The 19,107-nt window shown below is 66.3% G+C and carries 14 protein-coding genes; 9 read left to right on the top strand and 5 right to left on the bottom strand.

Annotation, left to right across the window (positions count from 1 at the left end):
* The first annotated feature begins 90 nt into the window (after positions 1–90).
* The 9 genes from FHY50_RS10090 to FHY50_RS10050 all read left to right on the top strand — a co-directional run bounded on the left by FHY50_RS10090 (position 91) and on the right by FHY50_RS10050 (position 10,397).
* Entirely contained in the window at positions 91–1,422 is a 1,332-nt protein-coding gene (locus FHY50_RS10090) for a 3-keto-disaccharide hydrolase (RefSeq protein ID WP_140048306.1), read from the top strand.
* A 14-nt stretch (positions 1,423–1,436) separates the two neighbouring features.
* On the top strand, positions 1,437–2,747 hold the full coding sequence (locus FHY50_RS10085) for a Gfo/Idh/MocA family protein (protein WP_140048305.1): 1,311 nt from the start codon (positions 1,437–1,439) through the stop codon (positions 2,745–2,747).
* A 53-nt stretch (positions 2,748–2,800) separates the two neighbouring features.
* Positions 2,801–3,604 (top strand): FAD:protein FMN transferase, encoded by an 804-nt coding sequence (locus tag FHY50_RS10080; protein ID WP_244935336.1) that lies wholly within the window; start codon positions 2,801–2,803, stop codon positions 3,602–3,604.
* Positions 3,604–4,887: a Gfo/Idh/MocA family protein gene (locus FHY50_RS10075; protein WP_140048303.1), complete on the top strand. Its 1,284-nt coding sequence runs from the start codon at positions 3,604–3,606 to the stop codon at positions 4,885–4,887. Before FHY50_RS10080 ends, FHY50_RS10075 begins: the two co-directional genes overlap by 1 nt.
* Positions 4,884–6,041, top strand: a complete 1,158-nt coding sequence (locus FHY50_RS10070; RefSeq protein WP_140048302.1) for a Gfo/Idh/MocA family protein — start codon at positions 4,884–4,886, stop codon at positions 6,039–6,041. Before FHY50_RS10075 ends, FHY50_RS10070 begins: the two co-directional genes overlap by 4 nt.
* Before the next feature lie 41 nt (positions 6,042–6,082).
* Positions 6,083–7,153, top strand: a complete 1,071-nt coding sequence (locus tag FHY50_RS10065; RefSeq protein WP_243846619.1) for a glycoside hydrolase family 43 protein — start codon at positions 6,083–6,085, stop codon at positions 7,151–7,153.
* Positions 7,154–7,222: 69 nt separating this feature from the next.
* The gene (locus FHY50_RS10060; RefSeq protein WP_140048301.1) at positions 7,223–7,984 is read left to right on the top strand and encodes a 3-keto-disaccharide hydrolase; all 762 of its coding nucleotides are present in this window, start codon (positions 7,223–7,225) and stop codon (positions 7,982–7,984) included.
* Positions 7,981–9,705, top strand: a complete 1,725-nt coding sequence (locus tag FHY50_RS10055) for a GMC family oxidoreductase (RefSeq protein WP_140048300.1) — start codon at positions 7,981–7,983, stop codon at positions 9,703–9,705. Before FHY50_RS10060 ends, FHY50_RS10055 begins: the two co-directional genes overlap by 4 nt.
* Positions 9,702–10,397 (top strand): gluconate 2-dehydrogenase subunit 3 family protein, encoded by a 696-nt coding sequence (locus FHY50_RS10050; RefSeq protein WP_140048299.1) that lies wholly within the window; start codon positions 9,702–9,704, stop codon positions 10,395–10,397. Before FHY50_RS10055 ends, FHY50_RS10050 begins: the two co-directional genes overlap by 4 nt.
* Before the next feature lie 40 nt (positions 10,398–10,437).
* Here the strand turns inward: FHY50_RS10050 and FHY50_RS10045 are convergent, their stop codons facing one another.
* From FHY50_RS10045 to nadB, 5 genes are all read right to left on the bottom strand, one after another.
* On the bottom strand, positions 10,438–11,967 hold the full coding sequence (locus FHY50_RS10045; protein WP_140048298.1) for a lipopolysaccharide biosynthesis protein: 1,530 nt from the start codon (positions 11,965–11,967) through the stop codon (positions 10,438–10,440).
* Positions 11,964–13,229, bottom strand: a complete 1,266-nt coding sequence (locus tag FHY50_RS10040; RefSeq protein WP_244935363.1) for a cation:proton antiporter — start codon at positions 13,227–13,229, stop codon at positions 11,964–11,966. The genes FHY50_RS10045 and FHY50_RS10040 overlap by 4 nt, the downstream gene beginning before the upstream one ends.
* A gap of 2 nt (positions 13,230–13,231) precedes the next feature.
* Positions 13,232–15,988, bottom strand: coding sequence for a DNA polymerase I (gene polA, locus FHY50_RS10035; RefSeq protein ID WP_140048297.1), 2,757 nt, complete (start codon positions 15,986–15,988; stop codon positions 13,232–13,234).
* Positions 15,989–16,034: 46 nt separating this feature from the next.
* Positions 16,035–17,138: a class A beta-lactamase gene (bla, locus tag FHY50_RS10030; RefSeq protein ID WP_244935334.1), complete on the bottom strand. Its 1,104-nt coding sequence runs from the start codon at positions 17,136–17,138 to the stop codon at positions 16,035–16,037.
* A gap of 157 nt (positions 17,139–17,295) precedes the next feature.
* Complete coding sequence (nadB, locus tag FHY50_RS10025; protein WP_140048295.1) at positions 17,296–18,894, bottom strand: L-aspartate oxidase; 1,599 nt, start codon at positions 18,892–18,894, stop codon at positions 17,296–17,298.
* Positions 18,895–19,107 lie beyond the last annotated feature (213 nt).

The following is a 19,107-nucleotide window of genomic DNA, read 5'->3' as shown; positions in this document are numbered from 1 at the left end:
AGGGGAACCGACATGGTCCGCAGGATTGCACTTCTGGCTGCGGTGGCGGTCGCGTCTACCTCTTCGGCCCTGTCATTTGCGGGTCCCGCCATGCACACCCCATCGCAAGCACCGTGGCGCGACATCACTCCGCGCGCAGGGTTGGCAGGGTGGCACGCGACCGGCGGCAAGGCGACCTATGCGATCGAGAATGGCGAACTGGTCGGCCGCGCGGCACCGGGCAAGACCAACAGCTGGCTGGTGTCCGACGCGCAATATGGCGACTATATCATGGAGTTCGACGCCAGGACCGATCCCGCGCTCAATTCCGGCGTGATGGTACGCGGACAGAGCCGACCGGACTATCGCGATGGCGTGGTCCACGGCTATCAGGCAGAGATCGACCCGTCGAAGCGCGGCTGGAGCGGCGGGCTGTATGACGAGCAGCGGCGACAATGGCTCTATACGCTCGGCCGTAACGAAGCTGCGCGCCGCGCCTTCCGCTCGGGCGACTGGAACCACTATCGGATCGAGGCGATCGGCAATCGGCTGCGCACGTGGATCAACGGCGTACCCGCGACCGATGTCGTCGACGATGTCGATGCCCGCGGCTTCGTCGCGTTTCAGGTCCATGCCATTCCGGACGCCGAAGCGGCGCGCGGTCCCGAAGTGCGGTTCCGCCGCGTGCGGGTGATCACCGATTCGCCGGCGCGCCATGCCATGCCTGAGACGGCGCTGGAGCAGCGGGGCTGGCTCACCAACCGCCTCTCGCCCGGCGAACAGCGCGCAGGCTGGAAACTGCTGTGGGACGGCGCCACCACCAATGGCTGGAAAAGCGCCAAGTCAGCCGGCTTTCCTACCAAGGGCTGGTCGGTCACGGGCGGCCTGTTGACGGTAGAGCCTTCGGACGGCGGCGAAGCGACCAATGGCGGCGACATCGTCACCACGCGCGACTATCGCGATTTCGAATTGTCGGTCGATTTCCGGCTGACCCCCGGCGCCAATAGCGGCATCAAATATTTCGTCGATCCCGACCTGCTGAAAGGGGACGGCTCGGCGATCGGGCTCGAATATCAGCTGCTCGACGACGAGCGGCATCCCGATGCCAAGATGGGCCGCGACGGCAACCGCACCGTCGGCTCGCTCTACGACCTGATTACGGCGCGCAACCTGTCCGACCCGGACAGCCCGGGCAAGCGCGTCAATCCACCGGGCGAATGGAATCGCGCCGTCATCATCGTGCGCGGCAGGCATGTCGAGCACTGGCTCAACGGCTTCAAGGTGGTGGAATATGAACGCGGATCGCCGGAGTTCCGTGCGCTGGTCGCGCAAAGCAAATATGCGAAATGGCCGAAGTTCGGCGAGTGGGAGCAGGGTCCGATCCTGCTTCAGGATCACGGCAACCGGGTCGATTTCCGCTCGATCAAGCTGCGCGAACTGTGAAAGGGACAGGACCGATGGACCGCCGAACGATGATCAAGGGAGCCGGCGCGACGCTCGGTGTGGCGATGAGCGCGCGAAGCTATGCGCAGATCAAGGGTGCGAACGATCGCCTGCGGGTCGCGGTGGTCGGCGTCAACGGGCGCGGCCAAGCGCATATGAGCGCCTTCACCAAATTGCCCAACGTCGCGGTCACGCATCTGGTGGATGTCGATTCGGCGGTGTTGGCCAAACGCGCAGGCGAGTTCGCGGCCAAGGGAAATCCGACCCCCAAGACGCCGGCCGACTATCGCCGACTGCTCGACAGCCGCGATGTCGATATCGTCACCGTCGCCACTCCCGATCATTCGCATGCCAAGCTGGGCATCGATGCGATGAATGCCGGCCGGCATGTCTATCTGGAAAAGCCTATCGGCATGGCGCCTTCCGAAGGAGAGGCGCTGATCGCGGCGCAGCGGCGCACCGGGCGGCAGTTGCAGGTCGGCAACCAGCAACGCTCGAGCCCGGAAACGCAGCAGCTCGGCCAGCTGATCAAGGCCGGCGAACTCGGCGATATCTACGAAGCGCAGACTTGGTATGCCAATAATCGTAAGTCGATCGGCAACGGGAAGGAGGTTGCGCCCCCCGCAACCCTCGATTGGGATCTGTGGCAGGGACCCCGCCCGCGCGGGCCCTATCGTTCGAACCTGGTGCACTATAACTGGCACTGGTTCTGGAAATACGGCACCGGCGAACTGTGCAACAATGCGATGCACGAGCTCGACGTCGCGCGGTGGCTGATGGGCCTCGAATTCCCGAAAACGGTGGCGGCGCGCGGCTCGCGGCAATTCTACCGGGACGACGATTGGGAAATGTACGACACGCTTGCCCTCGATCTCCTCTATGATGGCGACCGCACGATCCGCTGGGACGGCAACAGCTGCAACGGCATGCTGCGCTACGGCCGCGGCCGCGGCGTGTTGCTGCTCGGAACGAAGGGATCGGCGATCGTCGATCGCAACGGCTTCGAACAGTACGACCTTGCGGGCAAGATGCTGCGCGAGGTGAAGGCGGCTGCGGAATCGGAAACCACCGGGACGGTCGGCGAAGGTGCGCTCGATGTCTATCACGCCGCCAACTTCGTCGATGTCATTCGCGGCAAGGCCAACACGCTCGCGTCGCCGATCCGCGAGGGGCATATCAGCACGGCGCTGTGCCACCTTGGCAACATCGCGTACCGCACCGATGCTTCGCTGACCGTCGATCCGGCCACCGGCAGGCCGGCAGGCGCCGAGGCGATGAAGCTGTGGTCGGTCGACTATGAACCGGGCTGGGAGCTCAACGCCTGACCGTCGCACCGATCACGACACGGATCGAACGCTTCGCGGCGATGGGCACGCGGGTGGAACTGCATGTATTCGGCGCCGCGGACGATAAGCTGCTGGGTGCGGCGCGCCGGGCGATCGAGGCGGTCGACGATGCGCTGACCATCCACCGCCCGTCCCCGACGACCGCGCTCAACGAGTGCCTGCGCGCGGGGGGATCGGCGGTCGTCACCAATCGCGAACTTTCCGACGCGCTGCTCCAGATCGCGGACGGCCATATGCTGACGCATGGATGGTTCGACCCCGTCGCCGATGCCCAAGAGACTTCGGCGCGGTGGAGCGCGATCGCGTCGGACCGCGATGGCACGCATGTGTCCGCCTCACACCCGGTCGCGCTGGACTTCGGCGGTTTCGGCAAGGGCTTTGCGCTGGATCGCGCATGCGCGGTGCTGCGCGATGCGGGCGTCGTATCGGCATTGCTGTCGGCAGGCGAAAGCTCGATCGCGGTGATCGGCGAACATCCCCTTGGCGGGGCATGGCCGTTCGCGGTCCCGCACCCCCTCGATCCCGACACCGTGCTGATAGAGCTCGAGCTCGTCGATGAGGCACTGTCCATCTCGTCGACTGTCGGCGCCGGCACCGCCGCGCCCGAACGTTCGGCAATGATCCGCCCCGGCGACGGGGCAATCGCCTCGATCCCGCGCACCGCGATCGCGATAGACCAGCTTGGCGCGCGTGCCGAGATGATCAGCACCGGCTTGCTGGTTGCCGATAAGGACGATGCACGCCGGTTGCTGGCCGACGGTTCGGCACGCCGCTTCCTGTTCGATTTCGCCGACGAAGCGGCGATGCCCGTCCATCTCTCCAGGATATCGTGTTGATGACTGACCATGATTTCGACCTGACGCGCCGATCCTTCATCGATCGGGTGCTCAAGGCCACAGCTGCGATCGGCGTCGCCAGCGCCGCGCCCTGGGCGGTTTCGGCTGCCGGCGCCGCGCAGCTAGAGACGAGCGATCGGGTACGGCTGGGCGTGATCGGCACCGGCGATCGCGGGCGCGCGCTGATCCAGAACATCGCCAAGACGCGCAACTGCGCGGTCGTGTCGATCTGCGACAATTACGCGGCGAACCTTGCCAAGGGCCGCGCCCTGGTCGACGCAGGGGTGCGCGCCTTTGCCGATCATCGCGCGATGATCGACGCCGGCGGGATCGACGCGCTCGTGATCGCCACCCCGCTCCATGTGCATGCGCGCCACACCGCGGACGGCTTCGCCGCCGGGCTGCATGTCTGGTGCGAAAAGGCGATGGCGCGCACGATCGCGGATTGCGGGACGATGGTGCGCCAGGCGCGGGACAGCGGCAAGGTGCTGCAGATCGGCCACCAGCGGATGTTCCATCCCACCTATCTCAACGCGCTCAAGCGGGTGAAGGCGGGCGAGATAGGCACGATCACCCAGATTCGCGCGAGCTGGCATCGCAACAACAGCTGGCGGCGTCCCGTGCCGGAGGGGGTCAGCGACCGGCAGATCAACTGGCGGCTGTATCGCGACAGCTCGGCCGGACTGATGACCGAGCTTGCCACCCACCAGCTTCAGGTCGGCAACTGGTTCCTGGACGCCGTGCCGACCCGCGTGATGGGATCGGGCAGCATCTGCTTCTGGAAGGATGGCCGCGAAGTCTACGACCATGTCGCGTTGATCTATGAATATAGCGGCGGCCGCAAAGTCATTTACACGTCGCTGCTCAACAATGCCCGCTATGGTTGCGAGGAGCAGATTCAGGGCAGCAAGGGCACGATCGAGCCCGAGCTTGGCCGTATCTTCATGGAAGTGCCGCCAAAGACGCTGGCGCTCCAGCGCATGCAGGCCGATGTGAAGCGCGGGCAGAAACGTGCGATTCCGATCGGTGGCGCGACCTGGTTTCCCGAACTGCCGGTGACGACGCCGGGCGAACCGCTCGGCTGGGGCGAGTATAGCGAGACGATGCTGCAGTTCGAGGGATTCGCAGAAGCGGTCCGCTCGGGCAGGCCGCTACCCGGGCTGTTGGCCCAGGCCTATCATGCCAGCGTCGCATCGCTGCTCGGCGAAGAGGCGATGATCAGCGGCGAAGCGAAGCCATGGCCGGCCTCGCTGGTCGCCATCCAGGAAGGCGCACCATCATGACGGATACCGACCGCCGCACGTTGCTCGGCATTGGCCTTGCCGCCGGACTGACCGGCTTTGCCGCCGATGCGCTCGCGCAATCGACCACGCGCGGCGACGCGCCGACCGAGGGCGCAAAGGCCCGGCCCGCGCCCGAAGCCAAATATCGCGTGCCGTTCGCAGTCATCGGGCTCGATCACAACCATATCTATGGCATCACCGATGCGGTGATCCGTGGCGGCGGGGTTCTCACCGCCTTTCATGCCACCGATCCCCGGCAGATCGCGAATTTCCAGAAGCGCTATCCCGGCGTGCCGCTGGCGCGCGGCGAAGAGGAGATCCTTGCCAACAAGGCGATCAAGCTGGTGTGCAGTGCCGCCATCCCGGTGCTGCGCGCGCCGCTCGGCATCCGCGTCATGCGGGCGGGCAAGGACTATCTCAGCGACAAGGCCGCCGTGGTGACGCTGCAGCAGCTTGCCGACGTGCGACGCGCGATCGCGGAGACGGGTCGCAAATACGGGATCATGTATTCCGAACGACTGGAGGTACCCGCCGCGGTGATGGCCGGCCAACTGGTCCATGATGGCGCGATCGGCAAGGTCGTCCAGACCATCAACCTAGCCCCGCATCGCGTCGCGGCTGCGTCGCGCCCCGACTGGTTCTGGGACCCGGCGCGCAACGGCGGCATCCTGACCGATGTCGGCAGCCATCAGGCCGATCAGTTCGTCTATCTGACGGGCAGCAAGACTGCCAAGGTGATCGCGTCGCAAACCGGCAACTTCGCGACGCCGCAGCATCCGCAGTTCGAGGATTTCGGCGATGTGATGATGACCGGCGACGGCGGCACCGGCTATGTCCGGGTCGACTGGTTCACCCCGGACGGACTGCCGACCTGGGGCGACGGCCGCCTCTTCATCCTGGGCACCGACGGCTATATCGAGCTTCGCAAATATGTCGATATTGAGGGGCGGCCGGGCGGAAACCACCTGTTCGTCGCGGATCGAAAGGGCACGCGCTATATCGACTGCTCGAACGTGCCGCTCCCCTTCGGTCCTCAATTCGTCAACGATCTGGTCGAGGGGACGTCGGTTGCACAGGATCAGGCAGGCGCGCTGCTCGCTGCCGAACTGGTACTGACCGCCTCCGCGCGGGCGACGCGCGCCGAAGCGCCCTGAGGACGAAAAATCCCCCGGGGTGAAACTATCAGGAGATTGCGATGACGCGCCGGACATGGATGGCGATGCTGGCGGCGCCGGTGCTTCTTGCTTCGAGCTGGGCCATCGCTTCGAACCCGATCGTCCCCGGCTGGTATGCCGATCCGGAAATTCACGTTTTTGAAGGACGCTACTGGATCTATCCGACCTATTCCGATCATGCGGAAACGCCGGATGTCTCGGCACGCTTCACGCCCCAGCAGCAGGTGCTTCGCAAGCAGCGCATGCTGCGGCCGTCCTACGGCATCCAGACCTTCTTCAATGCGTTTTCATCGCCCGACCTGGTCACCTGGACGAAGCACGAGCACGTCCTCGACGTCGAGAACGTCTCCTGGGCGGGGTTCGCGGTCTGGGCGCCATCGGTGATAGCGGCGAACGGCAAATACTACATGTTCTTCAGCGCCAACGACATCCAGAGTGACGCGGAGGCAGGCGGCATCGGCCTGGCGGTCAGCGATACGCCTGGCGGGCCGTTCAAGGACGCGCTCGGCAAGCCGCTGATCGACAAGTTCCACAACGGTGCGCAGCCGATCGATCCGTTCGCGTTCCAGGACAAGGACGGGCAAGTCTATCTCTATTATGGCGGCTGGAAGCACTGCAACGTCGTGCGGCTCAGTGAAGATCTCACGTCGGTCGTGCCGCACGAGGACGGAACGCTGTTCAAGGAGATCACGCCGCCGGGCTATGTCGAAGGCTCGTTCATGATCGAGCGGAACGGCATCTATTACCTGATGTGGTCGGAAGGCGGCTGGACCGGACCGGATTACGGAGTCGCCTATGCGATGGGGCCCGGCCCGGTCGGGCCGTTCAAGCCGATGGGAGAACTTCTCGCCCAGGACTTTGGGATCGCGCGTGGGGCGGGGCATCATTCGGTGGTCAACGTGCCCGGCACCGACGAATGGTACATGGCCTATCATCGGCGGCCGCTTGACACCGACAAGGGCGAGCATCGGCAGCTGGCGCTCGAGCGGATGGTGTTCGACGCGGACGGCAGCATCCGTCCGGTCAAGGTGACGAACGAGGGGGTGGCGCCGCGACCGCTCACCGCAAGCAAGGGCCGGGGGCAGCATTGAAGCACGACACGGCAATGCTATTGCAACATTACCGCCCAGCCACAGCGGATGAATGATGGGAGAGACACGATGCGTAAATTGGTGAGTGCGGGCCTCGGTCTGGTGGCGCTGGCGACACTTCCGGCGCTGGCTGGTCCTCAAGGTACTCCGCCGAACACGCTGACCGCTGCGGAACGCGCGCAAGGGTGGCAGCTGCTGTTCAACGGCCGCGACCTTTCCGGCTGGCAGGCCTTTGGCGGCGGACCTGCGCCCGCATCGTGGCTGGTGCGCGACGGCACGCTGGTGATGACCAAGAATGACGGCCAGATGAGCGGGACCGATCTGGTCACCGCCGACAGCTATGGCGCGTTCGAACTGACGCTCGACTGGAAGGTCGAGGCCGGCGGCAACAGCGGTGTGTTCTATCTTGCCCGCAAGGCGCCGGGCACCACCAACATTTACGAGACCGGCATCGAGATGCAGGTGCTGGACGACGCCGGACATCCCGACGGCAAAATCCCGTCGCATCGCGCCGGTGCGCTCTATGACATGACGGTCCCGCCGCCGGGTGCGGCGCGTCCGGCCGGCACCTGGAACCATGCGCGGCTTCGCGTCGAGCCGGACCGCATCCGGCAGTGGCTGAACGGGACACCGACCGCCGATGTCGCGTTCGGCAACGCCGAGTGGCGCAAGCGGGTGGCGGCGTCCAAGTTCGCCGATATGCCGTTGTTCGCAACCTTTTCCAGCGGCGTGATCGGGCTGCAGGATCACGGCGATCCGGTCGAATTCCGCAACATCAAGATCCGCCGTCTCGACGCGGCGGGCGACGCCGCCGGGGCACGAGCGCAATGACACAGGCCGCGATCGATCCCGCACAGGTCACCGCCGACGTCATCATCGTCGGCTCGGGCGCGGCTGGGGGCATGGCGGCGTACAGCCTGACCAAGGCTGGCTTGCGCTGCCTGATGCTGGAGGCGGGGCGCGATTACGATCCGCAGGCGGAGGTCAACATGTACGCGCCCGAAAGCGACGCGCCGCTGCGCGGGTCGGGCACGCCGGACAAGCCGTTCGGCTATTTCGACGCGACCGTCGATGGCGGATGGGAAGTCGAGGGCGAGCCCTATACGATGCAGGAGGGGACCCAATTCTATTGGTATCGCCCGCGCATGCTCGGCGGGCGGACCAACCACTGGGGACGGCATGTTCCGCGCTGGGGCGCGTACGACTTCAAGCCCTTCTCGCGCGACGGGCTGGGGGTGGATTGGCCGATCGGCTATGACGACGTCGCGCCATTCTACGATCGGGTCGAGAAGATGATCGGCGTCAACGGCGGGCGCATCGAGCTGGAGAACCATCCCGATTCACCCCCCGGGTGCCTGATGCCGCCGCCCAAGCCCCGCATCACGGAAATGCTGATCAAGGCGACTGCCGAAAGCCTGGGCATTCCCGTACGGCCCGCGCATACCGCCGTGCTGACGCGCGACATGCCCGACGATGTCGCGCCGCGCAGCGCGTGCTTCAACGCGACGCCGTGCACGCGCGGCTGCACGATCGGCGCGATGTTCCAGACGACCACCTCGTTCCTGCCGATGGCAAAGGCCACCGGCAAGCTGACGGTAGTGACCGACGCGATGGTCGCGCGCGTCACGATGGCGGGCACGGGGGCGGGCAGGGGCCGCGCCGCCGGGGTCGAATATGTCGACCGCAAGACCGGCAGGCGCCATCAGGTACGGGCGCGCGCGGTGATGCTGGCGGCGGGGACCGGCGAGACGACGCGGTTGCTGCTCAATTCGGGCGGCGAGGGCCAGCCGCGCGGTCTCGCCAATTCGTCCGGCCAGCTTGGACGCAATCTCACCGATTCGACGGGTGCTTCGTTCAGCGCCTATATCCCCGCGCTCGCCGACCGGCCCCGCTACAATGAGGACGGCATCGGTGGCCAGCACATCTACATCCCGTTCTGGCTGTACGAGCAGCAGAAGCGCGGCGAACTCGATTTCGCGCGCGGCTATCATTTCGAGATCGGCGGCCGGTTCGGCATCCCGCCCGCCGCCGCGCTGCCGCGGACATGGGGCGCCGGGCTCAAGCAGGCGGTGCGCAGCGCATCCGGCGCGACCATCGGGCTGACGCTGCGCGGCGAGATGATCCCCAACAAGGACACTTATTGCGAGATCGACCCGTCGGTGAAGGATCGTTTCGGCATTCCGGTGTTGCGCTTCGCGTTCAAATTCTCTCAGCACGAGATCAACCAGGTCGCACACGGACGCCGCACCGCGCATGCCGTGTTCAAGCGGATGAACGGCACGATCCTCGATCGCGACCTGCCACCCGAGGAGATCATGACCGCGGGAGGGGAGATCATCCATGAACTCGGCACCGCGCGGATGGGCGCCGACGCGCGGTCGTCGGTGGTGGACAGCTATGGCCAGAGCTGGGACGTCGACAATCTGATGCTGATCGACGGCTCGATCTTCGCCTCCGGCGCACACAAGAACCCGACGCTTACCATTCTCGCGCTCGCGCTGCGCGCGTCGGAGCGGCTTGCCGCCCGCTTCAAGTCAGGAGCCTTTGCATGAGCCTGTCGCGCCGCGAGACGCTGCAATGGATGATCGCCGCGGCGGCGCTGCCGCTTGCCAGGCTGGCGCCGCCGGCGATGGCGGCGGGGACCGGTGTTGCGCCCCCGTTCGACGTCGCGGACTGGCCCGATGCGCCGCCCGCACTGCCGCCGACCAAGGGCTATGGCCGCGATCCCGACCTGACCATGCCGACGGTCCCGTGGCCGCTGACCCTCAGCAAGGCACAAAGGGCGACGATCGACCTGTTGGGCGACCTGATCCTTCCGGCCGATGATCGCTCGCCGGGTGCGGGTGCGCTCGGCGTCGGCGCGTTCATCGACGAATGGATCAGCGCGCCCTATCCGACGCAGCAGGCGGACAGGGTCATCGTGATCAGCGGGCTGACCTGGCTCGACCGGCAAAGCACCGCGCTGCACGCCGCCGCGTTCGATGCCATCCGGCCCACGCAGCGCGGCGCGCTGCTCGACGCGCTGACCGTCGCCGAACCGGCGGCCGCCATGGTGCAGCCGGTCGCGTTCATGGACAAGTTGCGCACGCTGTTCGTGCTGGGGTTCTACAGTCTTCCCGAAGGCAAGGCCGACATGGGATATATCGGCGATCAGCCGACTCCCGGCCCATATCCCGGGCCCACGCCGGAAGCGCTCGCGCATCTCTCGACTGTGCTGAAGCAGATGAACCTGCCACCTTCCTGACCCGATCCGCCGTTCGGCGGTACGCTTCGGCAGGGAGCCGCTACCCGGACCGGTCGGCGTCGCCGGAGCCAAGTTCCGTCGCCGCGCCGGGCGGGCTTTTGCGGAACAGCGCGCGGTCCTCGTCCTTGAACGCCCAGCGCCACAGGATGAAGCTGTACACCGCCAGCATCACCGGAATGCCGATCAGCAGTTCGGCCCATTCCAGGCGATCGGGCAGGCTGGTGAAACCCCAGCCGACCAGCGCCGTCGCCAGCACCGCCCACACGAACGGCCAGCGCCAGCTCGAAACCGGCGCGCCCAAAAGGCGCGCGAGCAGCAGTGACTTGACGATCGAGCCCAGCGCCAGCGACGCCGCCAGAGCGATCGCCGGCCCCGCTGCCTGCCATGTCGGCGGCCAGCCCAGTTGCCGCATGCCGAACACCAGCGCGAAGCTCAGCGCGATCTGGATGCCCAGGATGGTCAGCGAGATCATCAGGTTGCGGTGCCGCGCGACATAGACCAGCGCGGATTCTGCAACCGCGCCGTTGGCTGCCAGCACTTCGGCGATCAGCAGGAAGCACAAGGCGCCCGCGCCCGCCACGAATGCGGGGCCGACCACGCCCATCACGCCCTCGGCCGGAATACCACCGATCAGCGCCAGCGCCGCCTGCGCCGCCATGATCCAGAATCCCACCTGGCGGACCTGTCGTGCCACCGCCGCCTTGTCGCCGATCGCGAGACTATGGGTGATGACCGGGCCGAGCACCGGGTCGAAGCTGGTCTTCAATCGCTGCGGCAGCGACGCGACCTGCTGCGCCATGTAATAGATACCGACCACGCTCGGCGCGAACAGCAGGCCTAGGATGAAGCGATCGACATTGCGCGTGCCCCATTCGATCGCGTCTGCACCGGCAAGCGGAGCGTTGCGCCGCGCCAGCGCGGCCATTTCCGGCAGGCGCGGCGACCAGCCGCGCGGCAGGCCATAGCTTTTGAGGAACGGGATCATCGACGCCACCAGCGCGGCGATCATCGACAGCACATAGGCGATGATCAGGCCATCGCGCGCCGAGATGTACGACAAGGCCCAGGCCGCGATCGAGATCGTCCACGGCTCGATCACCGCCCGCGCGGTCACCGCAGCCTTGACGTTGAGGCGATAGGCCAGCGCCGCCAGCGTCACGTCGGACCACGCCACTGCCACCACCACCAGCGGCAGCAGCCGTTCCAGCCCGATCACCTGGCTGTTGGGGTACATGATCTGCGGAAACGCGAACAGCACGCCGCTGGCGATCAGCGCCATCACGAACGCCAGCAGCAATGCGTCCCACACGACATGGGCATGGTCGCGGTCGGTCTGCGACAATGCCTGCGCCAGCCCGCGCTTGAGCCCCAGGGTCGCGAGCAACGCGGCGAGTTCGACGACCAGCACCGCCAGCGCGAAGCGGCCGACGATCGCCGCGCCATAGACGCGCCCGGCGATGAACAGGAACGGCAGCCGTGCGGCAAGCCGCAGCGCAAAGCCCAGAATGTTGGTCCGACCGCCCTTGGCAAGCGCCGCGATGTCGTCGGTCGGGGCAACGCGCTGCGTCATTCCCGGGCGATGTCGCGTTGCCGGTCGAGCCGCCGCATGATCGGCGTCACGGAAATCCCGTGCAACAGGATCGAAACGAGTATCACCAGCCCTGCTGCCCCCCACACGCGGTTCGGTTGCTCGAAGCTCGCGTGGTTGAGGCCATAGGCCAGATAATAGATCGACCCCAGCCCCCGAATGCCGAAGAAGGCGACGACGAAGCGTTCGAGTGGCGGACGGGCAACACCCATGAGCGCGATCCACCCTGCCAGCGGCCGGATCACGAAGATCGCGATGGCGGCGAACGCGGCTTCCTCCCACCCGACCAGCGCGAACAGCCCGCCCGCGGTCAGCATCCCGCCGAACATGAACAGCAGCACCATCATCAGCAGCCGTTCGGTCTCGTCGGCGAAATCGTGCATGCGGTCGTTGAAATCGTGGTTGCGCGACGCGCGGCGCAGCATCAGCCCGGCGAGGAACACGGCAAGGAAGCCATAGCCGTGGAGCAATTCGGTGCCGGCATAGATCGCCAGCGTCACGCCCAGCGCCACGAAACCGTCACCGGTATGCGACAGCTTGTTCTCGGTCGGCAGGGCATAGATCAGGTGGCCGACCGCCCATCCTCCGGCGATCCCCACGGCCGCGCCGATCGACAGCCGCATCAGCACCGGATCGAGCGCCCATTCCTGCCACACGCCGATCCCCCATCCGCCCGCCGCCGCCAGGATTGCGAGGTGGACGAAGGGAAAGGCGAACGAATCGTTGAGACCGGCTTCGGACGTCAGCGCAAAGCGCGCCTCGTCGTCCTCGCTCGAATGCGGGTCCTCGATCTGCACGTCGGACGCCAGCACCGGGTCGGTCGGCGCCAGCGACGCCGCAAGCAGCAGTGCGGTCGCGGCGCCCAAGCCGAGCAGCGCTTGCCCCGTCCACCAGAAGGCAAGGATGCTGATCGGCATCGCCACGCCCAGCAGCCGCGCCGTCATCGACCAGTTGGCCCAATTGAACGCACGATCGATCTTGAGCCCCGCGCCCATCAGCGACACGATCACGATCAGCTCCGCGGCCCGCTCGACCAGCTGCGGCCCCTCGAGCGGATGCAGCGCATAGGGCGCGAACCGATCGAGCGAGAAGATCCCGGCGCCGATGCCGACGCACAGGATCGGCAGCGACAGCGGCATTCGTCGCAGGAACATCGGCGTCCACGCGACCATCAGCGTCAGCAGCCCGAAGCCGAGCAGGATCGGGATGTAGATTTCGAGCAGCCCCGGCGGGGCAGCGGGCACCGTCAATGCGCCGCGCCCCAACTCGGTCCCACCCCGATTTCGACGCCCAACGGCACGCTAAGCGTGACCGCGGGTTCGGCCGCGGTGGCCATCACGCGTTCGATCACCGGCCGTGCCGCCGCGACATCGGTCTCGGGCAATTCGAACACCAGCTCGTCATGCACCTGCATCAGCATGCGGACATTCGGCAGCCCCGCCTCGGCCAGCGCCGGTCCCATCCGCGCCATCGCGCGCTTGATGATGTCGGCGCTGGTGCCCTGGATCGGCGCGTTGATCGCGGCGCGTTCAGCGCCCTGGCGTTCGTGCTGCACCTTCGACGCGATCCGCGGGAAATGCGTCTTGCGACCGAACAAGGTGGTGGTGAACTGCTTTTCGCGCACGCTCTGCGTCGTTTCGGCGATGTAGCGGTTGATCCCCGGGAAGCGCTCGAAATAGCGGTCGATCATCGCCTGCGCTTCGTCCGCCGACACGTCGAGCCGCCCGGCAAGGCCCCAGCGGCTGATGCCGTATAGGATAGCGAAGTTGATCGTCTTGGCGCGGCCGCGAGTGTCGCGATTGACCTCGCCGAACAGTTCGTTGGCGGTCATCGAATGGATGTCGTCACCGCGCTCGAACGCCTCGCGGAGCTGGGGCACGTCGGCGATGTGCGCGGCGAGGCGCAGTTCGATCTGCGAATAATCGGCGGCCAGGATGACGTTGCCCGGCTCGGCGACGAACGCATCGCGGATCTGGCGGCCGACTTCGGTGCGGATCGGGATGTTCTGGAGATTGGGGTCGGTAGACGACAGCCGCCCGGTCTGCGCGCCGGTCAGGCTGTACGAGGTGTGGACGCGGCCGGTCGCCGGGTTGATCTGCGCCTGCAGCGCGTCGGTATAGGTCGATTTCAGCTTCGACAGTTGCCGCCAGTCGAGCACCTTTGCAGCGATTACCGCACCCGGTGAATCCTTGTCGGCGGCAATGCGTTCGAGTTCGTTGACGTCGGTCGAATAGACCCCCGACTTGCCTTTGCGTCCGCCCTTGATCTTCAGCTGCTCGAACAGGATGTCGCCCAATTGCTTGGGGCTGCCGATAGTGAACTTCGTGCCGACGATGCCGTGGATCTCGGTCTCGAGCGCGGCGATCCGGCCCGAAAACTCTTCGGACAATTGCGCCAGCCGCGCGGAATCGACCTTGACCCCGGCGATTTCCATATCGGCGATGACGCGGACCAGCGCTCGATCGACCATCTCGTACACGCGCGTCGCGCCCTCATAGGCCAGCCGCGGCTTGAACCGCCGCCATAGCCGAAGCGTGACGTCGGCATCCTCCGCGGCGTAGCGGGTCGCGGTCTTGAGGTCGATTTCCTGGAAGCCGAGCTGCTTCTTGCCGGTGCCGACGACGTCCTTGTACGCGATGCAGCTGTGCGCCAGGTGCGTCGCCGCCAGCTCGTCCATACCGTGCCCGTGCAGGCCCGCATCGAGGTCGAAGCTCATCACGATGGTATCGTCATAGGGGGCAAGGCTGATCCCGCAGCGCTGCAGCACGATCAGGTCGTATTTCAGGTTGTGCCCGATCTTGAGCACGCTTTCGTCCTCGAGCAGTTCTTTCAGCTTCGCCAGCACCAGCGCGCGATCGAGCTGCACCGGCCGTTCCGCGAACATGTCGCTGCCGCCATGCCCCAGCGGGATATAGCAGGCGAGGTTGGGATGCAGCGCGAGGCTGACGCCGACCAGTTCGGCGCGGGTGGCGTCGAGCCCGGTGGTCTCGGTATCGATCGCCACCCAGCCCTGGTGCTTTGCTGCGATCATCCAGCCTTCGAGCGCGGCCTCGTCGACGACCGTCTCATAGGCGTCGCGATCGCACGCAGGATCGTTGTCCGGGGGCACCGGGGCGCTGGATTGCGGTGCCGGCGCATCGGCGACCGCGGACAGCTTGGCGAGCAGCGAACGGAAGCCATGATGTTCGAGGAACGCCCGCAACGGCGCGTCCGGAATGCCCTTCAATTCGAGGTCGTCGAGCGGGTCGGGCAATCCGACGTCGCACGCCAGCGTCACCAGTTCGCGCGACAGCCTGGCCATCGGCGCATGTTCGATCAGATTGTCCCTGAGCTTGCCCTTCTTCATCTCGGGCGCTGCGGCCAGCACGGCTTCCAGCGAGCCATGCTCCTGGATCAGTTTCGCCGCGGTCTTGGGACCGACACCCGGAACGCCGGGCACGTTATCGACGCTGTCGCCCATCAGCGCGAGCACGTCGCCGAGCAGCTTGGGCGGCACTCCGAACTTCTCGACGACATGCTCGTCGGACAAGCGCCGATTGTTCATCGTGTCGTAGAGGTCGAGCCCCGGCTCGATCAGCTGCATCAGGTCCTTGTCCGACGACACGATCGTCACCGACCAGCCCTGCGCCAGCGCCGCTTTGGCATAGCTAGCGATCAGGTCGTCGGCTTCCCAGCCCTCCTCCTCAATACACGGCAGGCTGAACGCCCGCGTCGCGTCGCGGATCATCGGGAATTGCGGGACGAGGTCCTCGGGCGGCGGGGGACGATGCGCCTTGTACTGGTCGTACAGGTCATTGCGGAAGGTTTTCGACGACTTGTCGAGGATCACCGCCATGTGGGTCGGGCCGTCGGCCTTGTGGACCTCGTCCGCCAGCTTCCACAACATGGTAGTGTAGCCATAGACCGCGCCGACCGGCTCGCCATGGACGTTGGTCAGCGGCGGCAGCCGGTGATAGGCGCGAAAGATATAGCCGGAGCCGTCGACGAGGTAGAGATGGGGCATGGCATGCGGATAGCAGCGCGTGCCCGGCCTTGCGAGACTGGAAACGTCAGCGGTGGTTCGCCGCCACCGCCGCCGCGACGTTCTGAATCAGTTCCTGGCGCTGCGGAACCGGGCGGCTGGTATCGCCGATCAGCACCGCGATCGCGTAGCTCTTGCCGTTGGGCGCGGTCAGGATGCCGATGTCGTTGAAGCCTGCGGTGCGACCGAAGAAATCCTGACCGGTGCCGGTCTTATGCCCCAGCGACCAGCCGGCGGGCGTTCCCGCCTTCAACCGGGCACGACCGGTCTTCGACGATTCCATCGTCGAGATCAGCCAGCGTGTCGAGGCAGGGGACAACAGGTCGCCGCGCTGCAACCGGGCAAGCGCATTGGCGATCGCCGCGGCACCGGCGCCGTCGGGCGGGTTGGCGACATAGCCGTCGAACGCCGCGCGGCGCACATCGCGCGGCAGGCGCGCACGCGCCGCTTCGAACGCACGGCCCATCGCCATGTCCTGCTTCCACTGCAGCCCGGCGGTCCCGGCCTGGAGCAGCCGCTCGCCCGGCCCGAACTTGATATTGCCCAGGTTGCGGTCGGCGATGAAGGCATTGACGCTAGCGGGACCGCCGACCAGCTTGAGTAGCCGGTCGTTGGCGGTGTTGTCGCTGCGCGTCATCGCGCGCTGGAGCAGGTCGCGCACCGTGGTGGTATAGCCGCCGTCCTTGACCAATGCGGCGATCGGCTGATGAAACAGCGTCAGATCGCTGCGCGTTATCGTGACCGACTGGTCGAGGCTGATACGTCCCTTGTCGAGCGCGTCGAGCGTGGTCATCGCCACCCACAATTTGCTCACGCTTTGCTGGGGCAGCGCCAGTTCGCCGTTCTTGGCGACCATCCAGTCGTCGTCGATGCTCTTGACCGCGATGCCGACCCGGCCGCCGAACGCGTCTGCCAAGCCGTTGATCGTCGTGACCAGCGCGGTCGGCGCAAGCGCGCGGGGCGGCGGTGGGGGCGGCGGCGGGACGGGAACGGCAACGCGATAGGTGGGTGCCGGAAGCGCCGCGCTCAGCCGCGGCGCGGGCTGCTGCGCCGCCGGAACGCAACCGACGACGCCGAGCGGCGCCAGCCCGGCCAGCATCATTGCCCGTTGCAGCCTCGTAAAGCGCTCCACTCGCAGAAATCCTTGCCCCATGACCCGATGCGACCATGACGGGAGCAGCCGTGAACGCGCAATGACCCATTCCGGACGGTGCGATGAACGCTGGCTTAGCAGCGATGAACGGTTGAAACCTCAGCAATTCGATGGAGTTGCGCGGCAAAATCCCGCGTCACGGCACCAGTATCGTGTCGTGTGCCTCCGCCAGCGTCTCGGGATAGTCGATCGTATAGTGGAGCCCGCGGCTTTCCTTGCGATGCAGCGCGCTGCGCACGATCAGCTCCGCCGATTGCAACAGGTTACGCAATTCGATCAGGTCGGGCGTGACGCGGAAATGGCCGTAATAGTCGTTGACCTCCTCGTTCAGCATGCGGATGCGGTGCTGCGCGCGTTCCAGTCTTTTGGTCGAGCGGACGATGCCGACATAATTCCACATGAAGCGGCGGATTTCGGTCCAGTTCTGCTTGATGACGACTTCCTCGTCGCTGTCGGCGACGCGGCTTTCGTCCCATGGCCGGATCGGCGGCGGAGCGCTCAGCTCGGCCCAATGCTCGGCGATGTGCCGCGCCGCCGCCTCGCCATAGACGAAGCATTCGAGCAGCGAATTCGACGCCAGGCGGTTGGCGCCGTGCAGCCCCGACTGGCTGACTTCGCCTGCGGCGTACAGGCCGGGCAGGTCGGTGCGCCCGTCGCGATCGACCACCACGCCGCCGCAGGTATAATGCTGCGCCGGCACCACCGGGATCGGGTCGGTGGTCATGTCGATGCCGAGCCCCAGCAGCTTGGCATGAATCGTCGGGAAATGCTGCGCGACGAATTCGGGCGGCTGGTGGCTGATGTCGAGGTGGACGTAGTCGAGCCCGAACCGCTTGATCTCCGCATCGATCGCCCGCGCCACCACGTCGCGCGGAGCGAGTTCGAGCCGCTCGGGGTCGTAATAGGTCATGAAGCGCTTGGCGGTGACCGGGTTGATCAACCGCCCGCCCTCGCCGCGCACCGCCTCGGTGATCAGGAAGTTCTTGACCTCGAGGTTGAACAGGCAGGTCGGATGGAACTGCATGAATTCCATGTTCGACACGCGGCACCCCGCGCGCCACGCCATGGCGATGCCGTCGCCGGTCGCCCCGCGCGGCGCGGTCGAGAATTGATAGGTCCGCCCCGCACCGCCGGTCGCCAGGATCGTCGCGCGCGCGGTGAACAGCTCGACATGCCCGGTCGCCTTGTTGACGGCATAGACGCCCCACACATCGCCGGCACCCGAATAGCGCGCCTCGTGGCGGCTGGTGGCAAGGTCGATCGCGACCATGTCGGGGACCAGGGTGATGTTGGGATTGGCGCGCGCGGCGTTGATCAGCGCTTCTTGAACCGCCCAGCCGGTGGCGTCGTCGACATGGACGATGCGGCGATGCGAATGTCCGCCCTCGCGCGTCAGATGCCAGCCGTCGGCGCCATTCTCGGCGACGTTGAACGGTACGCCGAGTTCGGCGAGCCGCGCGATCGCGGCCGGTGCGCGCTCGACCACGAACTCGACGGTGGCACGGTCGTTGAGGCCGGCGCCGGCGACCATCGTATCCTCGACATGGTTGTCGAACGTGTCCCCGGGTTCGAGCACCGCCGCGATGCCGCCCTGCGCCCACGCTGTCGATCCTTCGCCCAGCCCGCCCTTGGCCAGCACGGTGACGCGAAACCGGCTGGCAAGGTTGAGCGCGGCGGTAAGCCCGGCTGCGCCCGACCCGATGACGAGCACGTCGGTCTGGTGCGGATCGTTCATGCCAGAACCAAAGTGAAGTGGAGAAAGTTGAGGCCTGCCATCGCTTCGTGCACGGCGCAGGCCGCCAAGCTCGACAGGCGACGGCAAGGGCGGGAACCGGGACGGGAAAGGAGAGTCGGCATCGAAATCCTGTGGCACAATCGGAGGGGTGTAGGACAGCGCGAGTTATCGCGCGCTTCACTTGGCATCCGGCAGGGATTGACGGGCAAAAGG

It is taken from the genome of Sphingomonas japonica, assembly GCF_006346325.1.
In the GTDB taxonomy this organism is placed as follows: domain Bacteria; phylum Pseudomonadota; class Alphaproteobacteria; order Sphingomonadales; family Sphingomonadaceae; genus Sphingomonas; species Sphingomonas japonica.
The sequence above is the reverse complement of the archived record's forward strand: the minus strand, read 5'-3'. Positions and strand labels throughout refer to the sequence as shown.